Annotated in this window: 20 protein-coding genes and 7 tRNA genes; 12 read left to right on the top strand and 15 right to left on the bottom strand. The window is 66.0% G+C overall.

Annotated elements, in window-relative coordinates; translation table 11 throughout:
* Positions 1-290: 290 nt before the first annotated feature.
* The 7 genes from QRO91_RS14705 to QRO91_RS14675 form a co-directional block, all read right to left on the bottom strand.
* Entirely contained in the window at positions 291-1,193 is a 903-nt protein-coding gene (locus QRO91_RS14705; RefSeq protein WP_049430542.1) for a cation diffusion facilitator family transporter, read from the bottom strand.
* Positions 1,194-1,221: 28 nt separating this feature from the next.
* Positions 1,222-3,510 carry an Orn/Lys/Arg decarboxylase N-terminal domain-containing protein gene (locus QRO91_RS14700; RefSeq protein WP_197650539.1) on the bottom strand — a complete coding sequence of 763 codons (2,289 nt, stop codon included), beginning with the start codon at positions 3,508-3,510 and terminating at the stop codon, positions 1,222-1,224.
* Positions 3,511-3,530: 20 nt separating this feature from the next.
* Positions 3,531-4,883 (bottom strand): arginine/agmatine antiporter, encoded by a 1,353-nt coding sequence (gene adiC, locus QRO91_RS14695; RefSeq protein ID WP_049430545.1) that lies wholly within the window; start codon positions 4,881-4,883, stop codon positions 3,531-3,533.
* A 76-nt stretch (positions 4,884-4,959) separates the two neighbouring features.
* Positions 4,960-6,393, bottom strand: a complete 1,434-nt coding sequence (locus QRO91_RS14690) for a DcaP family trimeric outer membrane transporter (RefSeq protein WP_197650538.1) — start codon at positions 6,391-6,393, stop codon at positions 4,960-4,962.
* Between the two features lie 513 nt (positions 6,394-6,906).
* The gene (gene dsbG, locus QRO91_RS14685) at positions 6,907-7,749 is read right to left on the bottom strand and encodes a thiol:disulfide interchange protein DsbG (protein ID WP_197650537.1); all 843 of its coding nucleotides are present in this window, start codon (positions 7,747-7,749) and stop codon (positions 6,907-6,909) included.
* Between the two features lie 30 nt (positions 7,750-7,779).
* Positions 7,780-8,583 carry a TlpA disulfide reductase family protein gene (locus QRO91_RS14680; RefSeq protein WP_197650536.1) on the bottom strand — a complete coding sequence of 268 codons (804 nt, stop codon included), beginning with the start codon at positions 8,581-8,583 and terminating at the stop codon, positions 7,780-7,782.
* Positions 8,584-8,664: 81 nt separating this feature from the next.
* The gene (locus QRO91_RS14675; RefSeq protein WP_100443815.1) at positions 8,665-9,732 is read right to left on the bottom strand and encodes a GlxA family transcriptional regulator; all 1,068 of its coding nucleotides are present in this window, start codon (positions 9,730-9,732) and stop codon (positions 8,665-8,667) included.
* Positions 9,733-9,919: 187 nt separating this feature from the next.
* On the opposite strand from QRO91_RS14675, the gene QRO91_RS14670 reads away from it, so the two are divergent.
* The 7 genes from QRO91_RS14670 (at position 9,920) to QRO91_RS14640 (ending at position 11,256) form a co-directional block, all read left to right on the top strand.
* Positions 9,920-10,318 carry a heavy metal-responsive transcriptional regulator gene (locus QRO91_RS14670; protein WP_099553175.1) on the top strand — a complete coding sequence of 133 codons (399 nt, stop codon included), beginning with the start codon at positions 9,920-9,922 and terminating at the stop codon, positions 10,316-10,318.
* A 103-nt stretch (positions 10,319-10,421) separates the two neighbouring features.
* Positions 10,422-10,497, top strand: a tRNA-Ala gene (locus tag QRO91_RS14665).
* 54 nt (positions 10,498-10,551) lie between these two features.
* A tRNA-Glu gene (locus QRO91_RS14660) sits at positions 10,552-10,627 on the top strand.
* Positions 10,628-10,811: 184 nt separating this feature from the next.
* Positions 10,812-10,887: transfer RNA gene (locus QRO91_RS14655), tRNA-Ala, on the top strand.
* Between the two features lie 49 nt (positions 10,888-10,936).
* Positions 10,937-11,012, top strand: a tRNA-Glu gene (locus QRO91_RS14650).
* A 45-nt stretch (positions 11,013-11,057) separates the two neighbouring features.
* Positions 11,058-11,133 (top strand) — tRNA-Ala (locus QRO91_RS14645).
* Positions 11,134-11,180: 47 nt separating this feature from the next.
* Positions 11,181-11,256: transfer RNA gene (locus QRO91_RS14640), tRNA-Glu, on the top strand.
* Positions 11,257-11,396: 140 nt separating this feature from the next.
* On the opposite strand, the gene QRO91_RS14635 is transcribed toward QRO91_RS14640, so the two are convergent.
* Entirely contained in the window at positions 11,397-11,813 is a 417-nt protein-coding gene (locus tag QRO91_RS14635; RefSeq protein ID WP_049427453.1) for a GNAT family N-acetyltransferase, read from the bottom strand.
* 77 nt (positions 11,814-11,890) lie between these two features.
* On the opposite strand from QRO91_RS14635, the gene QRO91_RS14630 reads away from it, so the two are divergent.
* Positions 11,891-12,847: an SOS response-associated peptidase family protein gene (locus tag QRO91_RS14630; protein WP_049427450.1), complete on the top strand. Its 957-nt coding sequence runs from the start codon at positions 11,891-11,893 to the stop codon at positions 12,845-12,847.
* A gap of 10 nt (positions 12,848-12,857) precedes the next feature.
* Here QRO91_RS14630 and QRO91_RS14625 read toward each other — a convergent pair whose 3' ends face one another.
* A complete protein-coding gene (locus QRO91_RS14625) occupies positions 12,858-13,238 on the bottom strand; it encodes a response regulator (protein WP_049427448.1) in 381 nt (126 codons plus the stop codon).
* Between the two features lie 132 nt (positions 13,239-13,370).
* Between QRO91_RS14625 and QRO91_RS14620 the strand changes: the two genes are divergently transcribed.
* Positions 13,371-13,456, top strand: a tRNA-Leu gene (locus QRO91_RS14620).
* Between the two features lie 201 nt (positions 13,457-13,657).
* Positions 13,658-15,097 (top strand): GGDEF domain-containing protein, encoded by a 1,440-nt coding sequence (locus tag QRO91_RS14615; protein WP_197650535.1) that lies wholly within the window; start codon positions 13,658-13,660, stop codon positions 15,095-15,097.
* Here the strand turns inward: QRO91_RS14615 and QRO91_RS14610 are convergent.
* Positions 15,094-16,920: a methyl-accepting chemotaxis protein gene (locus QRO91_RS14610; protein WP_197650534.1), complete on the bottom strand. Its 1,827-nt coding sequence runs from the start codon at positions 16,918-16,920 to the stop codon at positions 15,094-15,096. The genes QRO91_RS14615 and QRO91_RS14610 overlap by 4 nt on opposite strands.
* Positions 16,921-17,175: 255 nt before the next feature.
* Positions 17,176-17,778, bottom strand: a complete 603-nt coding sequence (locus tag QRO91_RS14605) for a GNAT family N-acetyltransferase (RefSeq protein ID WP_285310449.1) — start codon at positions 17,776-17,778, stop codon at positions 17,176-17,178.
* A 96-nt stretch (positions 17,779-17,874) separates the two neighbouring features.
* Here QRO91_RS14605 and QRO91_RS14600 point away from each other — a divergent pair, with 96 nt between their 5' ends.
* A complete protein-coding gene (locus QRO91_RS14600) occupies positions 17,875-18,975 on the top strand; it encodes a DUF5694 domain-containing protein (protein WP_197650533.1) in 1,101 nt (366 codons plus the stop codon).
* 61 nt (positions 18,976-19,036) lie between these two features.
* Positions 19,037-19,327: a putative quinol monooxygenase gene (locus tag QRO91_RS14595; protein WP_005410081.1), complete on the top strand. Its 291-nt coding sequence runs from the start codon at positions 19,037-19,039 to the stop codon at positions 19,325-19,327.
* Here the strand turns inward: QRO91_RS14595 and QRO91_RS14590 are convergent.
* The 4 genes from QRO91_RS14590 to QRO91_RS14575 all read right to left on the bottom strand — a co-directional run bounded on the left by QRO91_RS14590 (position 19,269) and on the right by QRO91_RS14575 (position 24,842).
* On the bottom strand, positions 19,269-19,571 hold the full coding sequence (locus tag QRO91_RS14590; protein ID WP_080354966.1) for a hypothetical protein: 303 nt from the start codon (positions 19,569-19,571) through the stop codon (positions 19,269-19,271). The genes QRO91_RS14595 and QRO91_RS14590 overlap by 59 nt on opposite strands.
* A gap of 62 nt (positions 19,572-19,633) precedes the next feature.
* Positions 19,634-21,823, bottom strand: a complete 2,190-nt coding sequence (locus tag QRO91_RS14585) for a PAS domain S-box protein (protein ID WP_049427236.1) — start codon at positions 21,821-21,823, stop codon at positions 19,634-19,636.
* Positions 21,824-22,031: 208 nt separating this feature from the next.
* Complete coding sequence (locus QRO91_RS14580) at positions 22,032-24,419, bottom strand: Tex family protein (RefSeq protein WP_197650531.1); 2,388 nt, start codon at positions 24,417-24,419, stop codon at positions 22,032-22,034.
* Positions 24,420-24,626: 207 nt separating this feature from the next.
* Positions 24,627-24,842, bottom strand: coding sequence for a hypothetical protein (locus QRO91_RS14575; protein ID WP_005410085.1), 216 nt, complete (start codon positions 24,840-24,842; stop codon positions 24,627-24,629).
* Positions 24,843-25,156: the final 314 nt, after the last annotated feature.

Here is a 25,156-nt window from a genome sequence, read left to right as displayed (position 1 = left end):
GCGTGGATGGCGGCGTGGTCGACGATATCGTCTGAAGTTCTGCAGGCGTGCGGGCCAACGGTCCGCACCCACCGACATGGGGTCTGGGTAGATCCACGCCATGCGTGGATCTACCCACCGCAGTCCCCGCCGCCCCCCCCCCCCCACGGGGGCCGGCGCGGCGGCGCGGGGGGGGGGGGGGGGGGGGCCGGGGGGGGGGGGGCGGGGGGGGGGGGGGGGGGGGGGGGGGCCGGGGCTCTACAGGGGAACGGAACCTGGCCGGGCGAGGCCCCGGTGCCAAAGAAGCGGGGCTACGTCCACGCCGGGTCGGCGGTGAAATCGATGGTCAGCCAGAACGTGCCGCCACGGGCATCCAGGCGTACCGCGATCTCGTCGCGCATCGCATCGACCGCGCCCACCGAACCCAACGGCGTCGTCGGGTCAGCCAGCACATGGATCTCGATGAACCGCATGCGCCCCATCTTCGCCACATGGCTGGTGAATCCGGCATAGCCGTGCTCGGCCACGAACGCCTGCATCACCTGCTGCACGCGCCGGTCCAGATCGTCCGGGGCCACCTGCAGCACCTCGCGCATGGCTTTCCAGGCGCTGCGCGCCGGCACCGGCAGCACCGCCAGGCTGATCAATGCCAGCACGATCGAATCAAGGTAAGGCACCCAGTGGTGCCACTCGCCGCCGTGCAACGCCAGTGCCAGTACGAAGGCCAGCACCACCGCCAGGCTCATCAGCCCACCCAACAGCCAGCCACGCACGTCCAGCCACAACAACGCCGAGCGCAGGCGCCGCGCACGCTGCGCGACGAACGCGGCCATCGCCAGGTTGCTGGCACTCAGCAATGCTGCCCACCACAGCGCAGGCCCGAACTTCACTTCGTGCCCGCCCGTGGTCAAACCGATCACCGCGTTGGCCAGCGCATAGACGCAGGCCAACGACAGGATCACCCCACCGAGTGCCTCGACCATCGGCTCCAGGTGCCAGTAGCCGTACTGGAAGCGCGGGCTCTGTTCCCGCGCCACCAGTCGCAGCACCGACAATGACACCAGGGTCAGGGCAACGTCGACCAGGCTGTACACGCCGTCGAACAGGATGGCCTGCGATCCCACCAGCAGGCCACCGCTGAAGCCGACCGCGCTGACCGCGATGGTGACCCCGATCGAGAACTTCAGGATGCGTTGCTCGCGCGCGGTATCCATCGTTCGCCAAAGGGCCGACCGTCGCCGGTCAGGCCTTCAGCACCTCCACCTTGTACGAGGTCACGTCGCCGTCCTGCTCGATGATCAGCCCGTGCACATCCGACTCGAAGCCCGGGAAGCGCGCGTTCTGCTCGCGGGCGATGCGCAGCGACTGGATGATCGGTTCGTCACTGTCGCCGAAACGCTCGCCCGGCATGATGGTGGGAATGCCCGGCGGGTACGGAACCAGCATGGTCGCCGCGACGCGGCCACTGAGCTGCTCGATGTCGACCCGCTCGATCTCGCCCTTGACGAGGTGGTTGTAGGCATCGGCCGGGGTCATCACCGGCGTCGGCAGGTCCACGTACATCTCGCGCATCACCTTGGCCACCGAGAACTCCTGGTTGAACGCATGCAGCGCATCGCACAGGTCACGCAGGCCCCAACCAGCGTAGGCGTTCGGATAGTCGGCCGCCAGCGACGGCAGTGCCTGGCTGAGCGGCGCGTTGCGGTCGTACAGTTCCTTGAATGCCATCAGTTCGGTGACCAGCGTGCTCCACTTGCCCTTGGTGATACCCATCGAGAACAGGAACAGCACCGAGTACAGGTTGGTCTTCTCCACGGTGATGCCGCGGCCCCACAGGAACTTGCTCAGCACCGCCGCCGGAATGCCAAGCTTGCCCATGCTGCCGTCCATCGCCAGGCCCGGGGTCAGCAGGGTCACCTTGATAGGGTCGATCAGCACATAGTCGTCGACCAGGTTCTCGAAACCATGCCAGTGCGCATCCGGCTGCAGGTACCACTCCTCGCGCTTGGCCACCAGCGGTGCCGGCGTATCGCCCTTGTCCAGGCTGCGTTCGACCTTGGTGGGCTGCCACACGCTGAACCACCAGTCATCGCGGCCAAGGTCGTCACGCACATGCAGCATCGCGCGACGGAACGCGATCGCCTCGTCATGCATTTCCTGCACCAGCGAACGGCCGGCGTCGCCTTCCATCATCTTCGACGCCACATCACAGGCCGCGATCACCCCGTAATGCGGGCTGGTCGAGGTGTGCATCATGAACGACTCGTTGAAGCGCTCGGCATCCAGGTCGCGCTGCGCCGAATTGCGCACGTGGATCATCGACGCCTGCGAGAACGCGGCCAGCAGCTTGTGCGTGGAATGCGTGGTGAAGATGATCGCATCCTGCTCGCGCGGCTTGCCCTTGGCCATGCCGTAGTGGTTCTCGTAGAACGGATGGAACGCGGCATAGGCGTACCAGGCTTCATCGAAGTGCAGGAAGTCGACCGCGCTGCCGATCTCGTCGGCGATCTTCTCGGCGTTGTAGCACAGGCCGTCATAGGTCGAGTTGGTGACCACCGCGATGCGCGGCTTGGAGCCAGCCTGGTAGGCATTGCTGGCCAGCGGGTTGGCGGCGATGCGCTGCTGCAGCGATTCCGGCGTGAACTGGTCCAGGCTGATCGGGCCGATGATGCCGTGCGCGTTGCGGCTGGGGGTGAAGTACACCGGCACCGCGCCGGTCATGATCAGCGCGTGCAGCAGCGACTTGTGGCAGTTGCGGTCGACGAACACCACGTCGCCGCGGGCCACCGTGCCGTGCCAGACGATCTTGTTGGCGGTGGAGGTGCCGTTGGTGACGAAGAAGGTGTGGTCGGCACCGAAGTTGCGTGCCGCTTCGTTCTCGGCGTCCTTGATCGGGCCGGTGTGGTCGAGCAGCGAGCCCAGCTCCGGCACCGAGATCGACAGGTCGCTGCGCAGGGTGTTCTCACCGTAGAACTGGTGGAATGCACGACCGACCGGCGACTTGGTGAACGCCACGCCGCCGGCATGGCCCGGCGTGTGCCAGGAATAGTTCGACTCGGCCGCATGGTGGATCAGCGCCTTGAAGAACGGCGGCAGCAGGTTCTTCATGTAGTCTTCGGCCGCGCGCATCACCTGCCGCGAGATGAAGCTCTTGGTGTCTTCGAACAGGAAGATGAAGCCGTGGATGTACTTGAGCAGCTTGCTCGGCACCTTCTCGATGGTGCGGCGCTCGCCGTACAGGAACACCGGCAGGTTGGCGCGGCGCGCGCTCTGCTCGCGCAGGAACGCGGTCAGGCGCTGGAACTCGCCATCCACTTCCTCGCTGCCGTCGATCGAGATCAGCACCGCCGACGCCGCCACGTAGGTTCGGGCACCGGCACGGGCATCGTCCAGGTTCAGGCCACACAGCACGCGCTGGTCGTTGCTGCGCAGCTCTTCAACCAGGGCACGGATCAGGATGCCGCCGATGCGCGGCGACTCGTAGTCGTTGTCGATGACAATGACCGGATAGTCCAGGGACTTGAAGTACACGTTGATTCTCCTTGTCTAACTCAGGAACGCTGGGCGCCGGCACTGATCGCCGAAGCCTCGCGGGCGCGCTGCCGCTGCTGGCGGCGCTCCTCGCTGAAGAAGGGATAGAACACGGTGATGAACAGCACGAACAGGAACGCGTACTGCACGATGGTTCCCGACGAGCCGTAGATCGCCCACAGGCAGTACACGACGGTCAGGCTGGTCAGCGTCCAGAACGCGCCGGTATGGATGATCGTGTGCGAGCGTTCGACCACGAAGTAGCAGGCCACGCACGAGTAGATGTAGGGCAGCAGGGTCAGCACCACCGCCGCCGAGGTGATCACGTCGAACTGGGCAGACGCGGTTTCCGAAGTGGAGGTGACCAGCACCGCCAGGGTCATCAGCACGGCCACGATCAGCACGCCCTTGACCGGCACGTCGTCCTTGTTGGTCTTGCTGAAAATGCTCGGGAACAGGCCGTCATCGGAGGCGGCCTTGGCGCTCTGTGCGGTCAGCAGGATCCAGCCGCCGAGCGAGCCTGCCGCACCGATGAAGGCACACAGGCTGACCAGCGCACCGCCCCAACCGCCCACCGCCTTGGCCGCAGCCAGCGCAAACGGGGCATCGGAGGTCTGCAGCTCGCCATTGGGCACCATGCCCATGATCACCGAGGAACTGGCGATGTAGGCGATCGCGGCCAGGAACACGCCGGCCAGCGTGGCACGGGCCACGTTCTTTTCCGGGTTCTCGACCACGCCCGCAGTCACCGACGCCGATTCAACGCCGATGAACGCCCACAGGGTCAGTGCCGCAGCGCTGGAGATCGCGCCGAAGTTCGACTCGCCGGACACGTTGTAGGCGCCCTTGAAGATATCGGCATCGAAGAAGAACCAGCCGAAGATGGCGATGCCCAGGATCGGGACCAGCGCAAAGCTGGTGGTGACCGTCTGCACGCGGCTGACGAAGGCCGGGCCGATCACATTGGCGAAGCTCAGCGCCCACACCAGGATCAGCACCGCGATGCAGCGCACCAGCGGCTCGGACAGGATCGGGAAAAAGTAGCTGAAGTAGCCGACCGCCGCGATCGGGATGGCGACGTTGCCGATCCAGTTGGCGAACCAGTAGATGGTGTTGGTCTGGAAGCCCATGTACGGGCCGAACCAGTCACGCGCGTATGCGTACGGACCGCCCGCCTTCGGTGCCAGCTTGCCCAGCTTGGCGAACACGAAGGCCAGCAGCAGCGCGCCCGCGGTGGTGATCAGCCAGCCCCAGATCGAGGCGGTACCGATCTTGGCCAGGCTGGAGGGCAGCAGGAACACGCCTGAGCCCATCATGTTGCCGGCGACGAGGAAGGTGGCTCCGACCACCCCGATTTTCTTTGCTTCTGCCATGACAATCTCCTGTACTGGCATGAGCCCGGTGCGGCCGGGCGTGGGGACGGTTGCGCTGGCGTAACGCCGCTGGCGCTTACTTGATGAAGTTGTATTGCAGGCTGCCCTGCACCCGGACGGTGTCGCCGCGCGCGCCGCCCTGCTGTTCCAGGCGCCCGTACAGCAGCTCCATGCCCATGGTCCACGAGGGCGCCGGGCTCCAGATCAGGTTGAACACGCCGTAGCGGCTCTGCCGGAATGCGTCGGCGGCCAATGCGGGGTTACGCTCCAGGGTCAGCTGGCCGAAGATCAGGTTCGATCGCCACAGCCCGGACCAGTAATGGGTGTAGCCAACGAAGCCGCCGTGCAGGTCCAGCGCGTCGAGACGGCCATCGGCACCGACCACCGCGTCCAGCCCGGAGCCGGTCAGGTCGGCGGTGTAGCGGCTGAGACCGCGGCCACCGAGTGCACCGAACAGCAGCAGGTCGCGCTCGCCCACCGATGCCGAGCCGCTCAGCTGCAGGCCGCCTGCCATGCGCCGGTCGCGCTCGCCTTCGCCGTCATAGGCCAGGCTGCGCGCCACCGCGCCCAGCTGCAGGTGGCCCCAGTCGCGCTCCATGCGTGCGGTCACGGTTACGTCCGGCAGACGGTTCACCGCAGCCCGCTCATCACTGGCACCGGCCAGTTCGGTCTTCGGGTCTTCGGCCGCCACGGTCAGGGTGTTGCCCTTGCCCATCGCGAAGCTGTGGTGGATGCCGGCCACCAGCAGATAGCCCGCGCCGCCGGGCCCGGCGAAATCCAGCGTGTCGGGCAGGCTGTCCGGGTCCATGAAGCTGGAATAGCCATAACCGGCATAGGTATTGCCGAGCTGGCCATAGGCATGACGCAGGCGGAACTCGTAGCCGTCGCTGCTGCCGAAGAAGTCGTTCTCCAGGTAGAAGCGCAGGTTGCCGTGCGTGGTCGGGCGCCGCGCCTCGAAGCTGAAGCGGGTCTGCTTGGCGTGGATGTTGAAGTTGGAGACATCGCGGTGGCTGCCGCCCACCGGCATCGACGAGGGAATGAACTGGTCCTCGTCGCCAGCCGCGCGCGAATCGGCGATGGCATCCAGCTTGGCGTAGCCACCGATGCGGATCACGGTATCGGTGCCCGGGATCGCAAAGAACCCCTTCAGGTCTGGATCGGTCGGACCAGCGGCGCTGTCCGGTCGCGATGCCGCGGTGGACGGATCAGCGACCGAATCGCGCTGCGGCAGTACCGGTTGCGCCACACCCGGCACCTGGATGCGATGGATCACATCGGAAGGGGCAGCGGAGGCAATCGGCCCCGTTTCAGGCAAGGCTGTTGCCTGCGCAGGCACAGCATCGCGCTGCTCCAGCCGGTCCAGCCGTTGCTGCATGCCTTCCAGCGCCTGGCGCATTGCGGCGATCTCACGCCGCAATGCCTGCGCATCCCCCGCATCACCCTGTTGGGCGTACGCCGGCGTGATCGCCAGTGCCCCCAGACACGCCAGACTCAGTACTGCCAAACGCATTGCATCCTCCCCGGACGAACACTCGCATCACGGTTCCGGAGCGCACGCATGCGCCGCCCTGGCTTCGCGTTGCCGTTGCTGGAAATGCGGGTACTGCGTCGACGACATCGGCCAGCCTGCGCGCGGCAGGCAACAGGACGATGACACTGCCCTGCCTGCACCCATGTCGCTTCCATCAAGGCCGCGCTGCCAGAGAGGTGGCGACCGCAGCGGTCTGGGTAACAAGCAGGGAGTGAGAGTGTCGTGAATGGCTGTGCCGCACTGCCCGCATCAGGGCAGCCTTGGCGCGGCATCCATGGCGCGTTGACGCTGTATTCCATGCGTCAAAGGCTAATCCACCTGTCGTTTTTGGCCTTGATTGGAATCAAGGCGCGATGCTTGATCTCAGTCACGATTCAGACGTGACCTCGAACAGGTCATGCGCAAGCGGCTGTGTCCGCCTGGGGCACAGAACGCAACAGGCCCGCATGTCGCCATGCGGGCCTGTGGGCTACATCAACATGTCGGCACGGATCAACGCGGGCCGAGCACCGTCGTCAGGTCGTCGCCCTGCGGCAGTCCGGCGCGGCGCTGCACTTGGCCCTGTGAATCCTGGAACAGGATGCCTGGCGTGCCCTGGAAGCCCATCTCCAGCATCAGGACCTGGTTGGCATCAAGCTTGCCTGCGATCTCGCGGCTGATGTTCGGCAGCGCCTTGATGCCGCCACGGTCGAACTGGTGTTCGTTCTCCAGCAGCGCCGCGCTCGGATCACGCGCGGCGAGGATGGCGGCGGCCTTGGCCGGGCTGTCCTCGCGGATCACACCCACCATGATGTGACGCAGCTGCACCTTGCCGGCATCGACCCACGGCCGCGCTGCTTCCCAGAATTTGTGGCAGTAGGGGCAGTTGGCATCGCTGAAGGTATAGATCACGCGCGGCGCGTCGGCCTTGCCGTCACGCACCCATGCGCTGGCTTCGAGCTTGGTCCACATCTTGGCCGACATCGGTGTGGCGACCAGCTTTTCGACCGCTTCGGCAGCCACATCATTGCCTTCGGCATCGAACAGGCTGCCCACCAGCACGTGCTTGCCATCGGCAGTGACATAGGCCGCTGCAGGCTGTTGACCACCCACCACACCCGCAAAACCACGCAGGCCACCCGGCGCATCGAACTCGGCAACGACCTCGAAGCCGTGCTTTTCGATGCCCTTCAGCACTGCAGGACGGTCGCCTTTGGCGGCAGAGGCAGGGGCACTCGTCGCCGGTGCCTCGGCGGCCTTGCCCGGCGGCGTCTGTGCCTGGCTGCAGGCGGCCAATGCCAGCATGACCGGCAGCAACAGCACCGCCGGGGCGGTGCGCAGGGAAGTCGACAACATGGGAACTCCGTAGTGAGATGCCCGCGCAGGCTACCGCAGCCGGCGCAGTTTGTGTTCAAGACCGGCCGCGGTCAGCTCGCCCAGGTGCAATTCACGCAGGCGCCCATCGGCATCGAAGAAGAGTGTCGAAGGATAAGCCTGCACACCCAGCACTGTTGAAGCAGCCGCTTCATCATCCAGCAACACATTGCCCAGCATCAGTCGCTCACCGGCAAGAAAGACCTGGACTTCATCCAGGGTTTCGCCCTGATTGAGGAATACGAACTGCACGTTGCCATGTGCCTGCTGTGCCGCTGCGAGCACCGGCATCTCCCGTCGGCAGGGGCCGCACCATGTGGCCCACAGGTTCAGCACCACCGGCCTGCCCCGGAACTGCTGCAGATCAACCGTTCCGCCCTGCAGGTCCGCGAACTGCAGCGTCGGCAATGGCATCTGCCGCTCCTGCCAGGCCGACAGCAGCTGACCACCAGCGGCCCAGAGCAGCACACCCACCAGTGCGCTTGTCAGTACCGGTGCACGCAACTGACGCCACGGCCGCAGACGCCATGATCCCCACGCCAGCCCGGCCACCAGCACCACCGTCAGGTGATAGCCACCATCGGTGACCTGCAGAATACTCCAGGGTTCCGATCGATAGAGCGCAAAATTCAGCACCACAAAACTGATACGACCACACAGCAGGCCGATCAGCAGCATGTCCAGCACCATGCTTGCTGCCGACGGCAGCGGCATTCCTGCTACCCTGCGCGGCCAAAGACGGGCAACGATCATGGCCAGCAACGTGCACATGAGGATCAACACCACCGGCATCGGTACCGGTCCAACACTCGACATCAGCCCACCTGTTCAAGTTGCACTTGCCTGCATGGTCAAAGCGTCGCGCCCAGGTTGCAAGCGCTCGCCCGCCGCCTGTCATCAGGCCGCACTCCGCCCCAACTGCATGCCGGGGGGCGTCTGCAGGCCACGCAGGCTTCCGGCCACCGACGGCATCAACGGCCGCTCCCGCCGCTTGCAGTTGACGTGGCGACGATAGTTGGCCGGTGTCATGCCCACGATGCGGAGGAACAGACGCCGGAACGCGCTCTGATCAGCGTAGCCCACACCCCAGGCCACCTCTTCGATGCCTGCGCCCTGCTGCAGCAGGGTCTGCGCCTTGGCAATGCGCAGCCGTTGGCAGTACTCGATCGGCCGCAGACCGGTCGCCCGGAGGAAGCGCCGCTGCAAGGTTCGCGGTTCCAATCCGGAAACTTCGCAGATTGCGGCCAGCGTGGCTCCTCGTGCCGCAGTGGTATGCAGCCAGCGCTGGGCCTTCAGTACGTCGCGGTCACCGTGGGCGAAGTTGGCACTGAACCGCTCAAGATCCTGCTGGATCCCCGCGGGCACGACGATCCCGAGCTGTTGCGCGACCGCGCTCGCCACGCCTTGCCCGTGCAGCCGGTACAGCAGACGCAGGCCGAGGAACCGCCAGGCCTGCGATCCGCCGACCGTCAGCAGATCACCGTCGTCGACCAGCGCCCGCTCACTGGGGACCCAGCTCACCGCCTGCGCCTGCAACCCTGGATGTCGCCCCAGATCGGGGCCGCTGACCGTTCTTCCAGCCAGCAGTCCCGCACGGGCCAGCACGCCGACCCCATCGCTGGCGGCAGCCAGCAGGCTGCCACCGTCATAGTGGGCCCGCAACCAGTCCAGCAGGACCTCCTCGGCGCGCAGGCAGGCTCCAGGGCTGATCTGGCCGGGAACCGCGATTACCGCAGGAATGGCGGCGTCAAGCATTTCAGCACCCGCGATGCGATGTACACCGGTCTGGCTGGCGGGCACGATCCAGCGGGTGACAAGCACACGCTTGAACGGTCGGCGCTGCTGCTGGGCCAGGCGGTTTGCGACGTGGGCCATTTCGGCCAGCACCGAGGCGGCGGAGGGGTCCCCTCCCGGGTATTCGACCACCGCAACCTCGACGAATGCTTCGTTCCTGACTCCCTCCACAGACCACCTCCTCGGTTCGTTGCAGGCCATCGAACGGCCGGTTCAGGCGAAGGGTAGGAACAGGCCCATCTGCGGGGCTATGAAGAAAGTTGCAAAGTGGGCTGAATGCGCGCGCCGGGCTCAAGCCTTGACTCTAGACCAGACTCCAGGCTTCACAATGATCGGCAGGATCCGCTGGAAAACTGCCATGAACATTGGACAACTGGCCCGCCAGGCCGGCGTGCCGATCGATACGGTCCGCTATTACGAGCGGCAGCAGCTGCTGCCGACAGCGGCGCGCTCGGCTGGCGGCTACCGCATCTTCGGCGAGCCGGACCTGCGCCGGTTGCGCTTCATCCGCCGCGCCAAAGCGCTGGGCTTCAGCCTCGAGGAAATCGGCGAACTGCTGGCGCTCAGCGATCACCACCGGCAGGACATGGGAAGCGTGCGCGACACCGCCCAGGCCCGCCTGCAGGACATTGCACAACGGATGGCCGAACTGCAGCGCATGCATACCGCGCTTTCGCAGCTGGTCGATGCATGCCCCGGTCACGGCACGCTCGACCAATGCCCGATCCTGGCGGCGCTGACCGACGACAACGCATAGACATCCCTGGCGCAGATCGACATTGCAACGCACGTGAAGAAAAGTGCAACAAATGCTTGCCAACCCCCTGGGGCAAGGCTATTATTTCGCTCCTCAGCGACGTGGGGCCATAGCTCAGCTGGGAGAGCGCCTGCATGGCATGCAGGAGGTCAGCGGTTCGATCCCGCTTGGCTCCACCAATCTTTCGGCATTAGGCCGTCGAAAGGTCGCTACAGAACATTGATGAGAATTGCGTCCCCATCGTCTAGAGGCCTAGGACATCACCCTTTCACGGTGGCGACCGGGGTTCGAATCCCCGTGGGGACGCCACTCATCACGAACAACGAGGACCCGGCCGATAACCGGGTCTTTTTTGTTCACCGCCTACCGGCATTCAGGTTGTGGCGTTGCGGTTCCCCTGCCCTCGTGGCTACGGTTGAACCGGAACGAAAAAAGTTCAAAAAAAGCTTCCACAAACGTGAACACGCAGGTATGATAGGCGGCTCGGTAACACGGGGCCATAGCTCAGCTGGGAGAGCGCCTGCATGGCATGCAGGAGGTCAGCGGTTCGATCCCGCTTGGCTCCACCACTTTCGACATTAGGCCGTCGAAAGTTCTACAACTTGAAGTTTTTCGTGCGTCCCCATCGTCTAGAGGCCTAGGACATCACCCTTTCACGGTGGCGACCGGGGTTCGAATCCCCGTGGGGACGCCAGTTTCAAAACGGACTCTGCTCCCGGCAGATCATCCGGAGTTTCATGGGGCCATAGCTCAGCTGGGAGAGCGCCTGCATGGCATGCAGGAGGTCAGCGGTTCGATCCCGCTTGGCTCCACCACTTCGACATTAGGCCGTCGAAGCATCTACAACTTGAAGTTTTCGTGCGTCCCCATCGTCTAGAGGCCTAGGACATCACCCTTTCACGGTGGCGACCGGGGTTCGAATCCCCGTGGGGACGCCAATTCTTGAAAACCCCGGTTTAGGCCGGGGTTTTTCTTTGCCTGCGATTTATGGGAAGGCGCCATCCACGCATGGCGTGGATCTACCCGGGCGCTGCAGTAGATCCACGCCGTGCGTGGATGGCCTCACCGCCATCACTCCTCAGAACCGGCGATACATCCCGATCGACGCCGGCGCTGTCGGCGCGAAACCAAACTGAGCGTACAACCGATGCGCTTCACCATCGGCGAGCAGGCTGACGTACGCCGACGGCGGCAGGTTCGCCTGCATCCAGCCATCCAGGCGGCGCATCACCTCCTTGCCCAGCCCCTGTCCCTGCAGCCGTGGCAGCACGGCGATATCGCAGACCTGCAGGTGGCAACCGCCATCACCCACGATGCGGCCCATCGCTACCAGCTCATTGCCCTGGTAGGCACACACGCCATACAGGGTGTTGGGCAGTGCGCGCGTCGCCGCCTCCTGGCTCTTGGCACTGAGGCCGGCCAGCACACGCAGCCGGCAGTAGTCTTCAACCGTGGGGACTGCCTCACGGAACTGGCAGCTGACGGAATCATTCATGCGGTATCTCCCTGTAGGTCGGGCTATCCTGCCGCATCCACGTCGCAGCGACTGCGACCCAGGCCTGCAGAGTTCCCATGTGCTATTCCGCCCTGATCCGTGCCGACTACGCCACGCTGGTCCGCGAGTTCGGTGCCATCCTGTCGCTGGAGGAGTTCGCCGAACTGTACGCGCACGACCCCGGCAAGAAGCGACCGAAAACCCCCAAGGCCATGGACGACGGTTTTGCCGGCGCGCGCACCCAGCAGGGCCGTGACATCGTAGCGAAGATCCAGCAATGGCATGCGCAGGAGCGCCAGGACCTGGAGGCGGAGCTGGCCCGCCAACGCGAGCGCCGCGATATAGCTCACGCAACGCTGGCCACCCGCCCCACCCAGAAGGCACGCAACGACCTGCGCGTGGCCGGCAACCGCATTGAGCGCGCCCAGGCCCGGCTCGAAGACCTGCACCGGGTACAACTACTGCCGCGCGACAACCGCATTTTCCCCGGTACCTACGCGCCGGTGATGGTCACAGAGAACGGCCAGCGCGTGATCAAGCCGATGCGCTACCAGTGCCGGCTGCCTGACAAACCTGCACGCAACGACGCGCTCTACCCCGGCACCTACAACGCACGACGTGACAGCCTGGAAGGCTACTGGCGCGGTGCGTTCGGCCTTCGCCACGGCGTGGTGGTGGTGCGGGCGTTCTATGAGCACGTGCCACGCCACGCCATCACAGGGCGCGCGCTTGGCGCCGCGGAAAAGGAACAGGATGTGGTGCTGGAGTTCCGCCCCGACCCGCCCCGCGACCTGCTTCTGGCCTGCCTTTGGGCGGAATGGGAGGGACCGGAAGGACGCCTGCTCTCGTTCGCCACGATCACCGATACCCCGCCACGCGACGTCGCCGCGGCCGGTCACGATCGCGGCGTGATACCGATCCGCAGGGAGCATCTCGATGCGTGGCTCAATCCCGATCCGGACAACCTGGCCGGGCAGTACCGCATCCTCGACGACCGCGAGGACATCCGCTACGTGTACGAGGAGGCCGGCTGAAGCGCCATTCTCACGCCGTTGCGCTGGAACGGCCCACCGCACGGGTCAGCGCCCGGGTCAGATCCGCCGACAGATACGGCTTGACCAGCAGTATTCCGGCCAGCATCGACTCGGGCAGCTGCTCAGCCAGCATTCCGGTGGCGAGCACGAACGGTACGCCACGCGCCGACAATGCTGCCGCCACTGGCTCGCTGGTCTCGTTGCGGGCCAGGCGATAGTCCAGCAGGGCCACATCCGGGGCCGAGTCTTCCAGCATGCGCAATGCTTCAGCCACGCTCGCCGCCAACCCGACCACGGTCGCGCCGGCATGCACCAGCTGCATCTGCAGCAGGGCCGCACTCATCTCGTCGTTCTCGACCACCAGCACCCTCAGGTCCTGCAACACTGTCATCGGCTATGGCTCCTGGAGGCATTCAAGCCGGCGCAGTATAGCCATCACAGAGCCGATGCCGACAGGAAACGCCTCGATCTGCCTTGCCCCTATGAAAGCCCTGCCCTCCTCGGTTACACTCACACGCTGCCTGCCGGTGTGGCGGAATGGTATACGCAGCTGACTCAAAATCAGCCGGGGGTGACCCCATGAAGGTTCGAGTCCTTTCACCGGCACCACAGCATCAAAGGCCAGGTCCATGACCTGGCCTTTTGCTTTTCCAGGCGACGTATGCCCATTTGGCCGCCCCGGTGTCACTGCGCTGACGCATAACTGCGACCGCTGGCAGCATTGCTGCTAGACGCAGTGCACACTTTTCTTGCCAGCCTCACGTACATCTGCCTATCGTGATCCCGCCGGATCCGGGGGCGGGGGAATGCATGACGCTGCGTGCTGCACTGTTTTTTCTGGTCACGCACGCACTCGTCATCGCCTTGGTCGGCCCGCAGGACCCTGTCGGCTCCTACCTGTTGCTGATCACCGCCCCCCTGCTGGCCGCACTGGCCTGCGTGCGGCGCGCACGTGTCAGCCAGGCGGCCTGCAAGTGGCGGCTGCTCGGCGCGGCCGTCGGCCTGTTCTCACTCGCCCTGCTGGCCCTGCTGTACCGCAATGTGGCCGGCCTCGCCCCTGCGCAGATGACCGTCTCCACACTGATCCTGTACGTGTTCTACCGGATCCCCCTGACCTACGTAGCTGCAAGCCCGGGCGGCGGAAATCGCTTCATCCGTGCGGTGGACCTTGCGATCATTGCCCTGCTTTGGCTGCTGTACTACCTGCATACGCGGGCCATGGCGCCTCTCAACACCGCGCTGTGGACGCAGTGCCTGAACACGATGAGCAGCGTGCAGAACAGCCTGGTGTTCTGCTTCGCGCTGATCCGCTTCCTGGCCGAGGACAATCCCGACCGCCGCGATTTCTTCCGCACACTTGCGATCTACGCGCTGGGCTACTTCCTGCTGGCGTTCTACATCAACACCTGCCAGCCGCAGACACCTGACGGCAGCTGGGGCGACCTGCTGATCAGTGGGCTGTTCGTGCTGCTGGCCGTCCTGGCCGGCAGCCACCGCCGCTATCCGGCAGTGGAGATATCCCGCAGCCTGCGACGCATCGTCGATGCCGGCGTACCACTGATGCTGCCCTTGCTGCTGATGATGGTCGCGCTGCTGGTCGCGCGCCTGCAGCCGAGCCTGGCCGCGGTAGGTTTCATCGGTGCGATGCTGGGCTACGCCCTGCGCAGCGTGCTGAGCCAGATCGAGATCCAGCGCCAGCGCGACGAACTGGAAACGCTGGCACGGCGCGATCCACTGACAGGGCTGGGCAACCGGCGCAGCTTCGATGAGTCGCTGGATGGGGCCCACCGCCGCGCGCGGCGCCAGGGCCAGGGCCTGGCGGTACTGATGATCGACATCGACCACTTCAAACAGCTGAACGACACCTACGGGCACCCGGAAGGTGATCGGCGCCTGCGTGCCGTCGCCAGCATCCTCGACGGCTGCCTGCAGCGCGGTGACGACCTGCTGGCCCGCTATGGCGGCGAGGAGTTCATCGCAGCCCTGCCATCGCCCGAGGCGATGCACGCGCTGCATCTGGGAGAACGCCTGCGTGCTTCGGTCGAAAGCGCCGCACTGCCCGCTGCCGAGGGCCATGTGACCATCAGCGTGGGCGTGGCCTGGCAGCCCGCCAGCGATGAGTACGCGCCGGCAGACCTGGTCGGCCGTGCCGACCAGGCCCTGTACCGGGCCAAGCATGCCGGGCGCAACCGTGTGCACCTTTCCTCGGCCATGCAGTCCTCCGACGAACCTGTCGGCCCGCCTGCCTAGACGACCCGCAGGGTTGCCCCGCCATGCAGATGCCCTGCACCATCCTGCACGCGGAAACCGGCCACGGTCTGCAGCAGCTGTGCCGATTGCTCCTCCATGCTGCGCGCCGCCGCCGACGCCTCCTCCACCAGGGCAGCGTTCTGCTGCGTGCCCTGGTCGATCAGGTCGACCGCATGGTTCATCTGCTGGATGTCGTCGCTCTGCTGCTGCGAGGCCGTGCTGATCTCGGTCATCAGATCGCTGACCCGGCGGACGTTGGTCACGATCTCGTCCATGGTGCGGCCCGCGCTTTCCACCTGGGCGGTGCCAGCCCCGACGTTGGCCACCGACTCATCGATCAGATGCTTGATCTCCTTGGCGGCACTGGCCGAGCGCTGGGACAGCTCGCGGATCTCGGTGGCGACCACGGCAAATCCTCGTCCATGTTCGCCTGCGCGTGCGGCTTCCACCGCTGCGTTCAACGCCAGGATATTGGTCTGGAAAGCGATGCCATCGATCACTCCGATGATATCGACGATGCGCCGCGAGGAGGCGTTGATCACCGCCATCGTCTCGACCACTTCATGCACCACGCTTCCGCCGCGCGCGGCGACATCGGCGGCACCGCCGGCCAGCTGGCTGGCCTGGCGCGCGTTGGTGGCGGTGCGCTGCACGGTCTCGGCCAACCCCTTCATCGACACCGCGGTTTCCTCCAGCGAGGCCGCCTGCTGCTCGGTGCGCTGCGACAGGTCGCTGTTGCCCTGCGCGATCTCGGTCGCCCCCACCGCGATGGTATCGGCGGCGAACTTGATCTGGCCGATGATCGCAGCCATCGCCTCGACCAGCGAATTGACGCCGTCGCACAGGTCGGCGATGGGCCCCTGCTTGTCGGCCATCGCCACGCGCCGGGTCAGATCACCCTGCTTCGCAGCGGCCACCACCTCGCGGGTCTGCGCCACGGCGCGCTGCATGGCCTGGTTTTCATGCACCTGTGCGGTGATGTCGGTGGCGTACTTGACGACCTTGAACGGCTTGCCGTTGAGGTCGAGGATGGGGTTGTAGGAGGCCTGGATCCAGACCTCGCGGCCGCCCTTGCCCAGCCGCCGGTATTGCCCGGCATCGTATTCGCCGCGCCCGAGCTTCTCCCAGAACCGGCGATATTCGTCACTGCTGCGATGGCCTGGTTCGACGAACAGCGAGTGGTGCTGTCCACGCACCTCATCGAGAACGTAGCCGGTGACCTCGAGGAAGTTCTCGTTCGCCGAGAGAATGCGCCCGTCCATGCTGAATTCGATCACTGCCTGCGATTTACCGATCGCCGCCAACTGCCCGGCCGAATCGGCCGCCTGCAGCTTCTGTGCAGTAATGTCGGTGGCGAACTTGACCACTTTGTACGGCCGCCCCTGGCGGTCCAGCACCGGGTTGTAGGAGGCCTGGATCCAGATCTCGCGCTGGCCTTTGCCGAAGCGTCGATATTGCCCTGCGTCATATTCGCCGCGCCCCAACCGCGCCCAGAAGTCACGGTACTCGGCGCTGCGCGCCTGCTCGGGATCGACGAACATGGAATGATGCTTGCCCTGGATGTCCTCCAGCCGGTAGCCCACTGCATGCAGGAAGTTGTCATTGGCCTGCAGGATAGTGCCATCGAGCGCGAACTCGATGACCGCCTGCACGCGATGCAGCGCCGCGACCTGCGCCTCGAGTTCGGCACGGTCGGTCGCTGCCGGCTCGTTGCTGGCGCGATGCTGCGGGGCCAGGGCGCCCAGCAGCGCGCGCCACGGCGACCAACGGGTATGCAGCTCGGCCGGCGCCTGCGCGCCCGCCGTGAAGCCTAGAATGAGCATTGTCTGATCCTCGGTGTCCGACAAAGGGTTGCGACCCGACGGGCAGGATGCCCGGCGGCAACTTCAGTTGCTAAGGACTACAGGTACCGGCAGGCACCTCTCGAGCGGCTGGCAAGAACGTCTGGTGCGGGTGCGATCGGCATCTGGGAGCGGCGGAACACACAGCGCGGGCCGCCCATCGGGGGCAGCCTGGGGTCCTGCAGCGGGCGACTGGAGCGGGATCCAGAGGGGATATCGGCGATGCGGTCGGCCGCTTTAGCGGGATTCCGCGACGTCCGTCGCAACTTCGTGCATTGCAGCAGGAAGGCGATAGATGATCGTCGTGTACTTCACGCCCTGCTCACGTGCTACAGGCTGTCCACCGAGGGACTCGGCAAGCGAACGGCTGGACCGGTTCTGCTCGGCCACCGGATAGCGGAACGCCGCGCATGACAGCCGCTGCGACGCCGAAGACCACACCGCCGCCACTGCTTCCCGCCCGTAGCCATGGCCATGCATTGCTTCGGCGATCCAGATACCCAGTTCGGGCTCTGCATCACCGGTGCGATGCAGGCCGGCCAGTCCCAGGAACACGCCATCCACGCGCCTGCGGATCACGAACGTGATGTCGGTCCCATCGGCAATGGCAGGCAGCCACGCCTGCCAGACGGCGGCAAATGCCTCCTTTGACGGAGGTGGCTCGAAGGCCATGTAGCGGGTCAGCCCGGGGGTGATGCCCGCAAATGCCTCGTCAGCGTCACCGGACGCAAATGGCCGGAGGCACAGCCGCGGACTGTCGATGCTCCAGTGATCGGATGTCATGTTCTGCATTGCCCGGGCAAGGAGTACAGCATCGCTCGGCAGATCGATGCAACTCAAGGCAAAAAGGTTTGCATGACCAACGGGAGGTTCCCTGCCGGGCGAAAATGGCGAGCATGCAGCGATCCGCAGGACGTTCGTTTACAAGGAGATCGTATGTTCGTTCGCTTGGCCAGCGTCCTCATCCTCGGCCTGTGCAGCACCGGCGCGCTTGCCGCCGATGCCACCTATCGGCCGGCCTTTCATCCCGACCAGCTGAAGGGGCCGCCCGCAGGCCGCCCCAACGAGGTGCTGGTGCTGGGCAGCCCGCATCTGTCCGGCCTGCCGAAGGCCTTCACACCGGACATTCTGCAGCCGTTGCTGGAGCCTCTGCTCGAGCGCCTGCAGGCATGGCAGCCCAATGCCATCGCCGTGGAGAACCTGTCCGGCCTGCAGTGCGACTTCATGCGCCGCAACCCCACTCGCTACGCTGACAGTGTCGAGACCTACTGCATCGACCCGGCACCGGCCCAGGCCGCGACCGGGCTGGACGTTCCCAGTGCCAATGCCGAGATGGAGCGCCTCCTCGCGCAATGGCCGAAAGCCCCGACGCCGGCCCAGCGCCGCCGCCTTGCGGCCGTGTTCCTGGCCGCAGGCGAGAACGGTTCGGCGGTGGTGCAATGGCTGCGCCTGCCCATCGACGAACGTCGCGCCGCCGACAGCCTGACGCCGGAGCTGGTGCAGTTCCTTGACAAGCGCATTGCCAGGCGCGACGAGGCCGGCATGATCGCCGGCGTCCTCGCTGCACGCCTGGGCCTGGAACGGCTGTGGTCGGTCGATGACCACACTGCCGACGCGCCCACTGCAAAGGACAAGGAGAAGGCCTATGGCGCGGCCCTGCAGGCGGCCTGGGACAACCCGGCAACCACGGCGCGGTTCGCCGCCGACGAACCGCTGCACGCCAATCTGGCCAAACCCGATGGAATGCTCGCGCTCTATCGCAACTACAACGCACCGGAAACGGCGATGACCGTCTACCACAGCGACTTCGGCGCGGCCCTGGTCGAGCCGTCACCCGAGGCCTTCGGGCGCAATTACCTCGGCTACTGGGAAACCCGCAACCTGCGCATGGTCGCCAACATGCGCGACGTGCTCGGCCAACACCCGGGCACCCGCATGCTCACCATTGTCGGTGCCTCGCACAAGGGCTACTACGAGGCCTACCTCAACCAGATGCACGATGTGCAGCTGGTCAGTGCGGACGCAGTATTGCGTTGACAGGATGGGTGCCGGCCACCTGCCGGCACTATCCTGCAGGGCCACATCCACAGGTGCCCGCATGCTCAAGGTCATCGCCGAAGACTTCATCCATCCCGACGCCGTGGACACCGTGCTTCCGCTGTACCGGGAACTGGTCGCGTGCACGCAGCGCGAGCCGCTCTGCCTTGGCTATGAACTGTTCGTGGACCAGAAGGATCCCGGGCATTTCGTCTTCATCGAGCAATGGCCGGACCGCGCCGCCCTGGACATCCACTGCGCCAGCGAGCATTTCCAGCGGTTGGTGCCGCAGATCAATGCCTTCCAGCGCGCGCCATGCCGGTTCCTGCTGATGGATGCTGCGCCTCTGTAGTGCCGGCATCAACGCAACCGTGATCCCGCCGACTGTGCCGCCACAGCACCAGGCTGGCCACCATCGTGCACGCCAGGGTCAGGGCCAGCAGCGCCAGCACGCTTCCCTGCAGCACCGGCAACATTGCCTGGGCCAGACGATCTTCACGCACCTCCTCCAGCCGCAGCCAGGCGGCCAGGGTCAGGCACCAACCGACCATGGCCGGGGCGAAGGTGCGCACCGTCATCGGGTTCCAGACATTCATGGGATCACCTGTGCGAGAGGAAGTGGGCGGAGTATTCGCGCCCGCCTTCTCACTGGATGAGATCAACCCTCGGCCGCGTCGGTATCGTCGCCCGGCAGCTCGCTGGCCTCGCCCTGCACCTGCACGTTGTTGCGGCCCATCGCCTTGGCCCGGTAACACTGGGCATCGGCCGCGGCCACCGCCTGGTCCACGCTCATCCCGCCGGCCAGCGGCGCGATGCCGATGCTGGCCCCTACCCGCAACCGGTTCTGGTCCCACGGAATCGACAGCGACGCCAGAGTGTGCAGCAGCTCACCGCCAATGCGGGCGGCACGACGCGGCGTGCAGCCGGACAGGATCACCGCGAACTCGTCGCCGCCCAGCCGCGCCACCACATCCGAATCGCGCACCCCGTGACGCAGAACGCTGGCCACCGCCCAGAGCACCGCATCACCAGCCAGATGGCCCCAGGTATCGTTGATCGGCTTGAACCTGTCCAGATCGATGTACATCAGCGACGCAGCCTGGCCGGTACGTTCAACGCGGGTGATCGCCTGCTGCAGGTGCACCTCGAAGCCACGGCGGTTGCTCAGTTCGGTCAGCGGGTCGATCTCTGCCAGATGACGTGCCTCGCGCTGGCGGGCACGCTGCTGGGTATCGTCGCGAAGCACCCAGACCGCGCCGCGAACGTGGCCCTCGTCATCGCGCAACCAGGCGCGGGTGAGGTCCACCGGCACCGTGGCGGTACCCAGGCGCAGCAGCAGGTCGGCATGCAGGTCCACCGCGTTGCTTTCCGGATCCAGCAGTACCGACACGTCCAGCACCGAACCCGGCGCATACTCGGTGGTCAACGCCAGCACATCCTGCACCTTGTGCCCGGCCAGCGACAACGCGCCATCGCCGGCCAGCGTGCGTACCGCGGCGGCGTTGGCGTAGTCGATACGGCCATCGAGGCTGACGCTCAGCACCAGGTCGGCCACGGCATCCAGGGTGATGCGGCTGCGCTGTTCGCTTTCGAACAGCCGCTGCTCGCTGCTGCGCTGGGCGGTGATGTCCTGGATCTGCGACACGAAATGCAACGGCTCGCCATGCTCGTTGCGCACCAGCGATACCGACAACCGGGCCCAGATCACCTTGCCGTCGCGATCAAGATAGCGTTTCTCCAGGTGATAGTGGCTGCGCCGCCCAGCCAGCAGGTCCTGCACCAGCGACAGGTCGGTCTGCAGGTCATCGGGATGGGTCAGGCGCTGGAAATCCACCTGCAGCAGCTCTTCCCGCGGATAGCCGAGGATCCGGCACAGCGCATCGTTGACGTCCAGCCATCGCCCTTCCAGCGACACCAGCGCCATGCCCAGCGCAGCCGAGGTGAACGCACCAGCGAACTTCTCCGCGGACAAGCGTGCCTCGGCTCGCGCCTGCAGTATCTCGGTGATGTCGATGGCCATGCCGACATAGCCGATGCGTGCACCATCGGCACCGTCCATGCGGCTGATCGACAGGCGTACCTGGCGTGGCTGGCCGTCCTTGCGCAGCAGCGTCCATTGCCGCGAATAGGTCTGGCCATCGGCACGCGCACTGAGTGCCTCGAACACGCCTGGCAGATGGCCAGCGGCATCGGCCAGCGGTCGCAGCCAGGCGTTCAATTCCTGCGGATCGTGGAAGGCATCCAGCCGGCGCTGGCCAACCACCTCGGCCGCGCTGTAGCCCAGCAGGCGTTGCGCGCCGGTATTGAACAGGGTGATGGTGCCATCGGTATCGGTGGCGATCACCGCCACCTCATCGGAGGCATCGACCACAGCCTGCAGGCGTTGACGGGTCTCGGCCGCATCATGGCGGGCCTGCTGCAGTTCGGTCACGTCGGCATGCGCGCCGGCCATCCACAGCGGCCGGCCCTGCCCGTCCCATTCGAAGACGCGGCCACGGTCCTGGATCCATATCCACTGGCCGTTCTTGTGGCGCATCCGCAGCAGGCACGCGTAGTTGTCGGTGCGTCCCTCGAAATGCTCGTCCAGTGCCGCGTCGGACAGCGCTATGTCATCGGGATGGACAAGCTTCAGGAAGGTCTTCTGGCAGATCGGCTCCAGCTCTTCCAGGCGGTAACCGACAATCTCGGCCCAGCGCGCGTTGACCCGCATCTCGCCGGTCTGCACGTTCCATTCCCAGGTGCCCGCAGCGGTGCCATCGATGATCATCGCCAGCCGCCGACGCTCTTCGGCCAGCTCCTGCAGGCGACGCTCCAGCAACCCGTTGCCGTTGGTGCCCTGGCCCGCCATCAACGCTGCCCCCGGCCCGCGCAGGCAGGCGTTGGCCGCAGCAATGCGCTGCAGCGTGCAACGAAGACGGCGGGTCGTGCTGGCGTCATGGCCCTCCCCAGCGACAGCGGGGGGGCCGAACGCCTCCCCTCCAGCGCAAGTGTGCGCAATCACGGGGAAAACCGACAAGTCCCCCGTCGCGGATCAACCGTGACGGGGGGCACGGACCTCAGCTGCGCTTGGCCCGGGCGAAGGCCTCGGCCAAGGCGTTGTTGGCCGGCGGCGCCGACTGCGCGGGCCGCCCGCTGTTGCCCTGGCCCCGGTTCGGCCCGCGGTTCTGCCCGCCTGCGTCACGGCGCGGCCCCTGGCCCTGCCCGCGCTCCTCGCGCTGGCCAGGGCGGCTGGTGGCCTGCCCCGGGGTGTCGTCCAGGCGCCGGGTCAGCGCGATGCGCTTGCGCGGCACATCCACTTCCAGCACCTTCACCTTGACGATGTCGCCAGCCTTGACCACGTCGCGCGGGTCCTTCACGAACGTATCGGACAGCGCCGAAATGTGGATCAGGCCGTCCTGGTGCACGCCGATATCGACGAAGGCACCGAATGCCGCCACGTTGCTCACCACGCCTTCCAGCACCATGCCTTCGCGCAGGTCCTTGATGTCCTCCACGCCTTCGGCGAAGCGCGCGGCCTTGAACTCCGGACGCGGGTCGCGGCCCGGCTTCTCCAGTTCCTTCAGGATGTCGCGCACGGTCGGCACACCGAAGGTGTCATCGGTGAACTGCTCGGCCTTCAGTCCGCGCAGGAAGCTAGCATCGCCGATCAGCGCCTTGATCGGGCGCGCGGTGCTGGCGACGATGCGCTCGACCACCGGATAGGCTTCCGGGTGCACCGCCGAGGCATCCAGCGGCTGGTCACCGTCAGCGATGCGCAGGAAGCCGGCGCACTGTTCGAAGGTCTTCTCGCCCAGGCGCGCGACCTTCAGCAGGTCCTTGCGGCGCTTGAACGGGCCGTTGTCGTCACGATGCCGCACGATGTTCTCGGCAACCGTGGCCGACAGGCCGGACACACGAGACAGAAGCGCGGCCGAGGCGGTGTTCACGTACACCCCGACTGCGTTCACGCAGTCCTCCACGCGTGCGTCCAGCGCCCGCGCCAGGCGGTACTGGTCCACATCATGCTGGTACTGGCCCACGCCGATCGCCTTGGGCTCGATCTTGACCAGCTCGGCCAGCGGATCCTGCAGGCGACGTGCGATCGATACCGCACCACGCAGCGACACGTCCAGCTCCGGGAACTCCTTGGCCGCGAACTCGGAGGCCGAGTACACCGACGCGCCGGCCTCGCTGACCACTACCTTCTGCAGCTTCGGGTTGGCAGCGGCCTTGATCGCTTCACCAGCCAGCTTGTCGGTTTCGCGGCTGGCGGTGCCGTTGCCGATCGCGATCAGTTCCACGTTGTGCTTGGCGCACAGCTGCTTGATCGTCTGCAGCGACTGCTCCCACTGGCGACGCGGCTCGTGCGGGTAGATGGTGTCGGTGGCGACCAGCTTGCCGGTGGCATCGACCACGGCGATCTTGCAGCCGGTGCGGATGCCCGGGTCCAGCCCGAGCACGGTCTTCGGGCCGGCGGGGGCCGCCAGCAGCAGGTCCTTCAGGTTGTCGCCGAACACCGCAATGGCCTCAGCCTCAGCCTTCTCGCGGGCCTGGTTGAACAGGTCCAGCAGCAGATGGGTGTGCAGCTTGGCGCGCCAGGTCAGGCGGCACGCATCCAGCAGCCAGCGGTCGGCGGCACGGCCCTGGTCGGAGATGCCGGCCTTGCGCGCCACGCGTCCTTCGGCGTACAGGTGACCCGCCTCGGCATCGCTGCCCGGGTCCAGCTCCAGGAACAGGATCTCCTCGCGGCGCGCACGGAACAGCGCCAGCAGCCGGTGCGAGGGGATCTTCGCCAGCGATTCGGCGTGCTCGAAATAATCCCGGTACTTGGCACCCTCGGTTTCCTTGCCCTCGGCCACACGGGCACGGATCACGCCGGTGTCGCCCAACCAGGTGCGCAGCTCGCCGACCAGCGCGGCGTCTTCGCCCCAGCGCTCCATCAGGATCGCGCGCGCGCCTTCCAGCGCGGCCTTGGTGTCGGACACGCCCTTGCCGGCGTCGACGAATCCGGCAGCGAAGACCTGCGGGTCCTGCGTCGGGTCGGCCAGCAGGCCATCGGCCAGCGGTTCCAGCCCCGCCTCGCGGGCGATCTGCGCCCGGGTGCGGCGCTTGGGCTTGTACGGCAGGTAGAGGTCTTCCAGCCGGCTCTTGGTATCGGCCGCCAGGATGTCGTTGCGCAGCTCGTCGCTCAGCTTGCCCTGCTCGCCGATGCTGGCCAGCACCGCAGCGCGACGGTCTTCCAGCTCGCGCAGGTAGGTCAGGCGCACTTCCAGGTTGCGCAGCTGGGTGTCATCCAGGCCCCCGGTCACTTCCTTGCGGTATCGCGCGATGAACGGAACGCTGGCGCCTTCGTCGAGCAGGCCGACGGCGGCACGTACCTGGGCGGACTGGGCACCGATCTCGTCGGCGATGGTCTGGGCGATCTGCTGGGCGAGCGCGCTCTGGGCGTTCTTGGCGTCGTGCATTGCTTCAGGTCTGTGCCGCGTTACGGGAAGACCCCATTCTGGCAATCGACGACGCAGCCGGACAAGGCATTGACAGGGGGCAAGGTTCAGCGGCGAGGCCGGATTGGACGCCGGCATCCTGGCGGAGAGCGGGCTCGGACTGGCCCGGGGCTGGGATGCCGGCGCGGGCGCGCGATGGTGGGCGCGCCCTGCCGCGTGTTGCGGAGGTCAGCGGTAGTGGCGGGCGGCGCGCTGCATGACGATCTCGTCACGCATGCCTTCCAGGGCCATCAGGCGGACCTTGCCGACACCCTGCAGTTCCATGAACCGCTCCGTGTAGAACTCCGGCCCCAGCGCGGTGTCGGCGCGGGATTTGCTGAAGCCGTAGGGCACCACGCCCTTCTCGCCATCCTTGCTACCACCGACATAAAGAACGATTGCCATGTGATGTCTTCCTCCAAATTGCTACTGCGTACTGCACTCGATGAGCGATGCTGCGAGCTCATCGAGGGAGAGCTTACCGCGTCGAACCTGACTGGAACGTCACGAAGTCTAATGACGATCGGTTGCATGGAGATGACGGCGGGATCGCAGCAGAATGCTTACGGATCTTTAACCTCCGGCTAACGAATCGCGGGGATTCTAGCCAACGGCGCAGCCCCTCGTGGGTGGTTTGGTTGGTCGCGGAAAGCCGGTTTCCTGGGGGCTGGCCGGTAAGGTGGGTAGGCCGGGGACGCCGTGAACCCGTCCCTGGGGGC

Source organism: Stenotrophomonas maltophilia group sp. Smal32 (genome assembly GCF_030237085.1).
GTDB classification, from domain to species: domain Bacteria; phylum Pseudomonadota; class Gammaproteobacteria; order Xanthomonadales; family Xanthomonadaceae; genus Stenotrophomonas; species Stenotrophomonas maltophilia_Q.
Note: the sequence above shows the minus strand (reverse complement) of the source record. Positions and strands in the feature narration are given on the sequence as shown.

Coding starts and splice junctions, on each gene's coding strand:
- QRO91_RS14680 (WP_197650536.1), bottom strand. CDS start 8,583: ATGTCGAGTGTTGGACCGGTACCGATGCCGGTGGTGTTGATCCTCATG.
- QRO91_RS14585 (WP_049427236.1), bottom strand. CDS start 21,823: ATGGCGGGCCAGGGCACCAACGGCAACGGGTTGCTGGAGCGTCGCCTG.
- QRO91_RS14575 (WP_005410085.1), bottom strand. CDS start 24,842: ATGGCAATCGTTCTTTATGTCGGTGGTAGCAAGGATGGCGAGAAGGGC.
- QRO91_RS14615 (WP_197650535.1), top strand. CDS start 13,658: ATGACGCTGCGTGCTGCACTGTTTTTTCTGGTCACGCACGCACTCGTC.
- QRO91_RS14670 (WP_099553175.1), top strand. CDS start 9,920: ATGAACATTGGACAACTGGCCCGCCAGGCCGGCGTGCCGATCGATACG.
- QRO91_RS14630 (WP_049427450.1), top strand. CDS start 11,891: ATGTGCTATTCCGCCCTGATCCGTGCCGACTACGCCACGCTGGTCCGC.
- QRO91_RS14595 (WP_005410081.1), top strand. CDS start 19,037: ATGCTCAAGGTCATCGCCGAAGACTTCATCCATCCCGACGCCGTGGAC.
- dsbG (WP_197650537.1), bottom strand. CDS start 7,749: ATGTTGTCGACTTCCCTGCGCACCGCCCCGGCGGTGCTGTTGCTGCCG.
- QRO91_RS14635 (WP_049427453.1), bottom strand. CDS start 11,813: ATGAATGATTCCGTCAGCTGCCAGTTCCGTGAGGCAGTCCCCACGGTT.
- adiC (WP_049430545.1), bottom strand. CDS start 4,883: ATGGCAGAAGCAAAGAAAATCGGGGTGGTCGGAGCCACCTTCCTCGTC.
- QRO91_RS14580 (WP_197650531.1), bottom strand. CDS start 24,419: ATGCACGACGCCAAGAACGCCCAGAGCGCGCTCGCCCAGCAGATCGCC.
- QRO91_RS14625 (WP_049427448.1), bottom strand. CDS start 13,238: ATGACAGTGTTGCAGGACCTGAGGGTGCTGGTGGTCGAGAACGACGAG.
- QRO91_RS14590 (WP_080354966.1), bottom strand. CDS start 19,571: ATGAATGTCTGGAACCCGATGACGGTGCGCACCTTCGCCCCGGCCATG.
- QRO91_RS14705 (WP_049430542.1), bottom strand. CDS start 1,193: ATGGATACCGCGCGCGAGCAACGCATCCTGAAGTTCTCGATCGGGGTC.
- QRO91_RS14610 (WP_197650534.1), bottom strand. CDS start 16,920: ATGCTCATTCTAGGCTTCACGGCGGGCGCGCAGGCGCCGGCCGAGCTG.
- QRO91_RS14690 (WP_197650538.1), bottom strand. CDS start 6,393: ATGCGTTTGGCAGTACTGAGTCTGGCGTGTCTGGGGGCACTGGCGATC.
- QRO91_RS14600 (WP_197650533.1), top strand. CDS start 17,875: ATGTTCGTTCGCTTGGCCAGCGTCCTCATCCTCGGCCTGTGCAGCACC.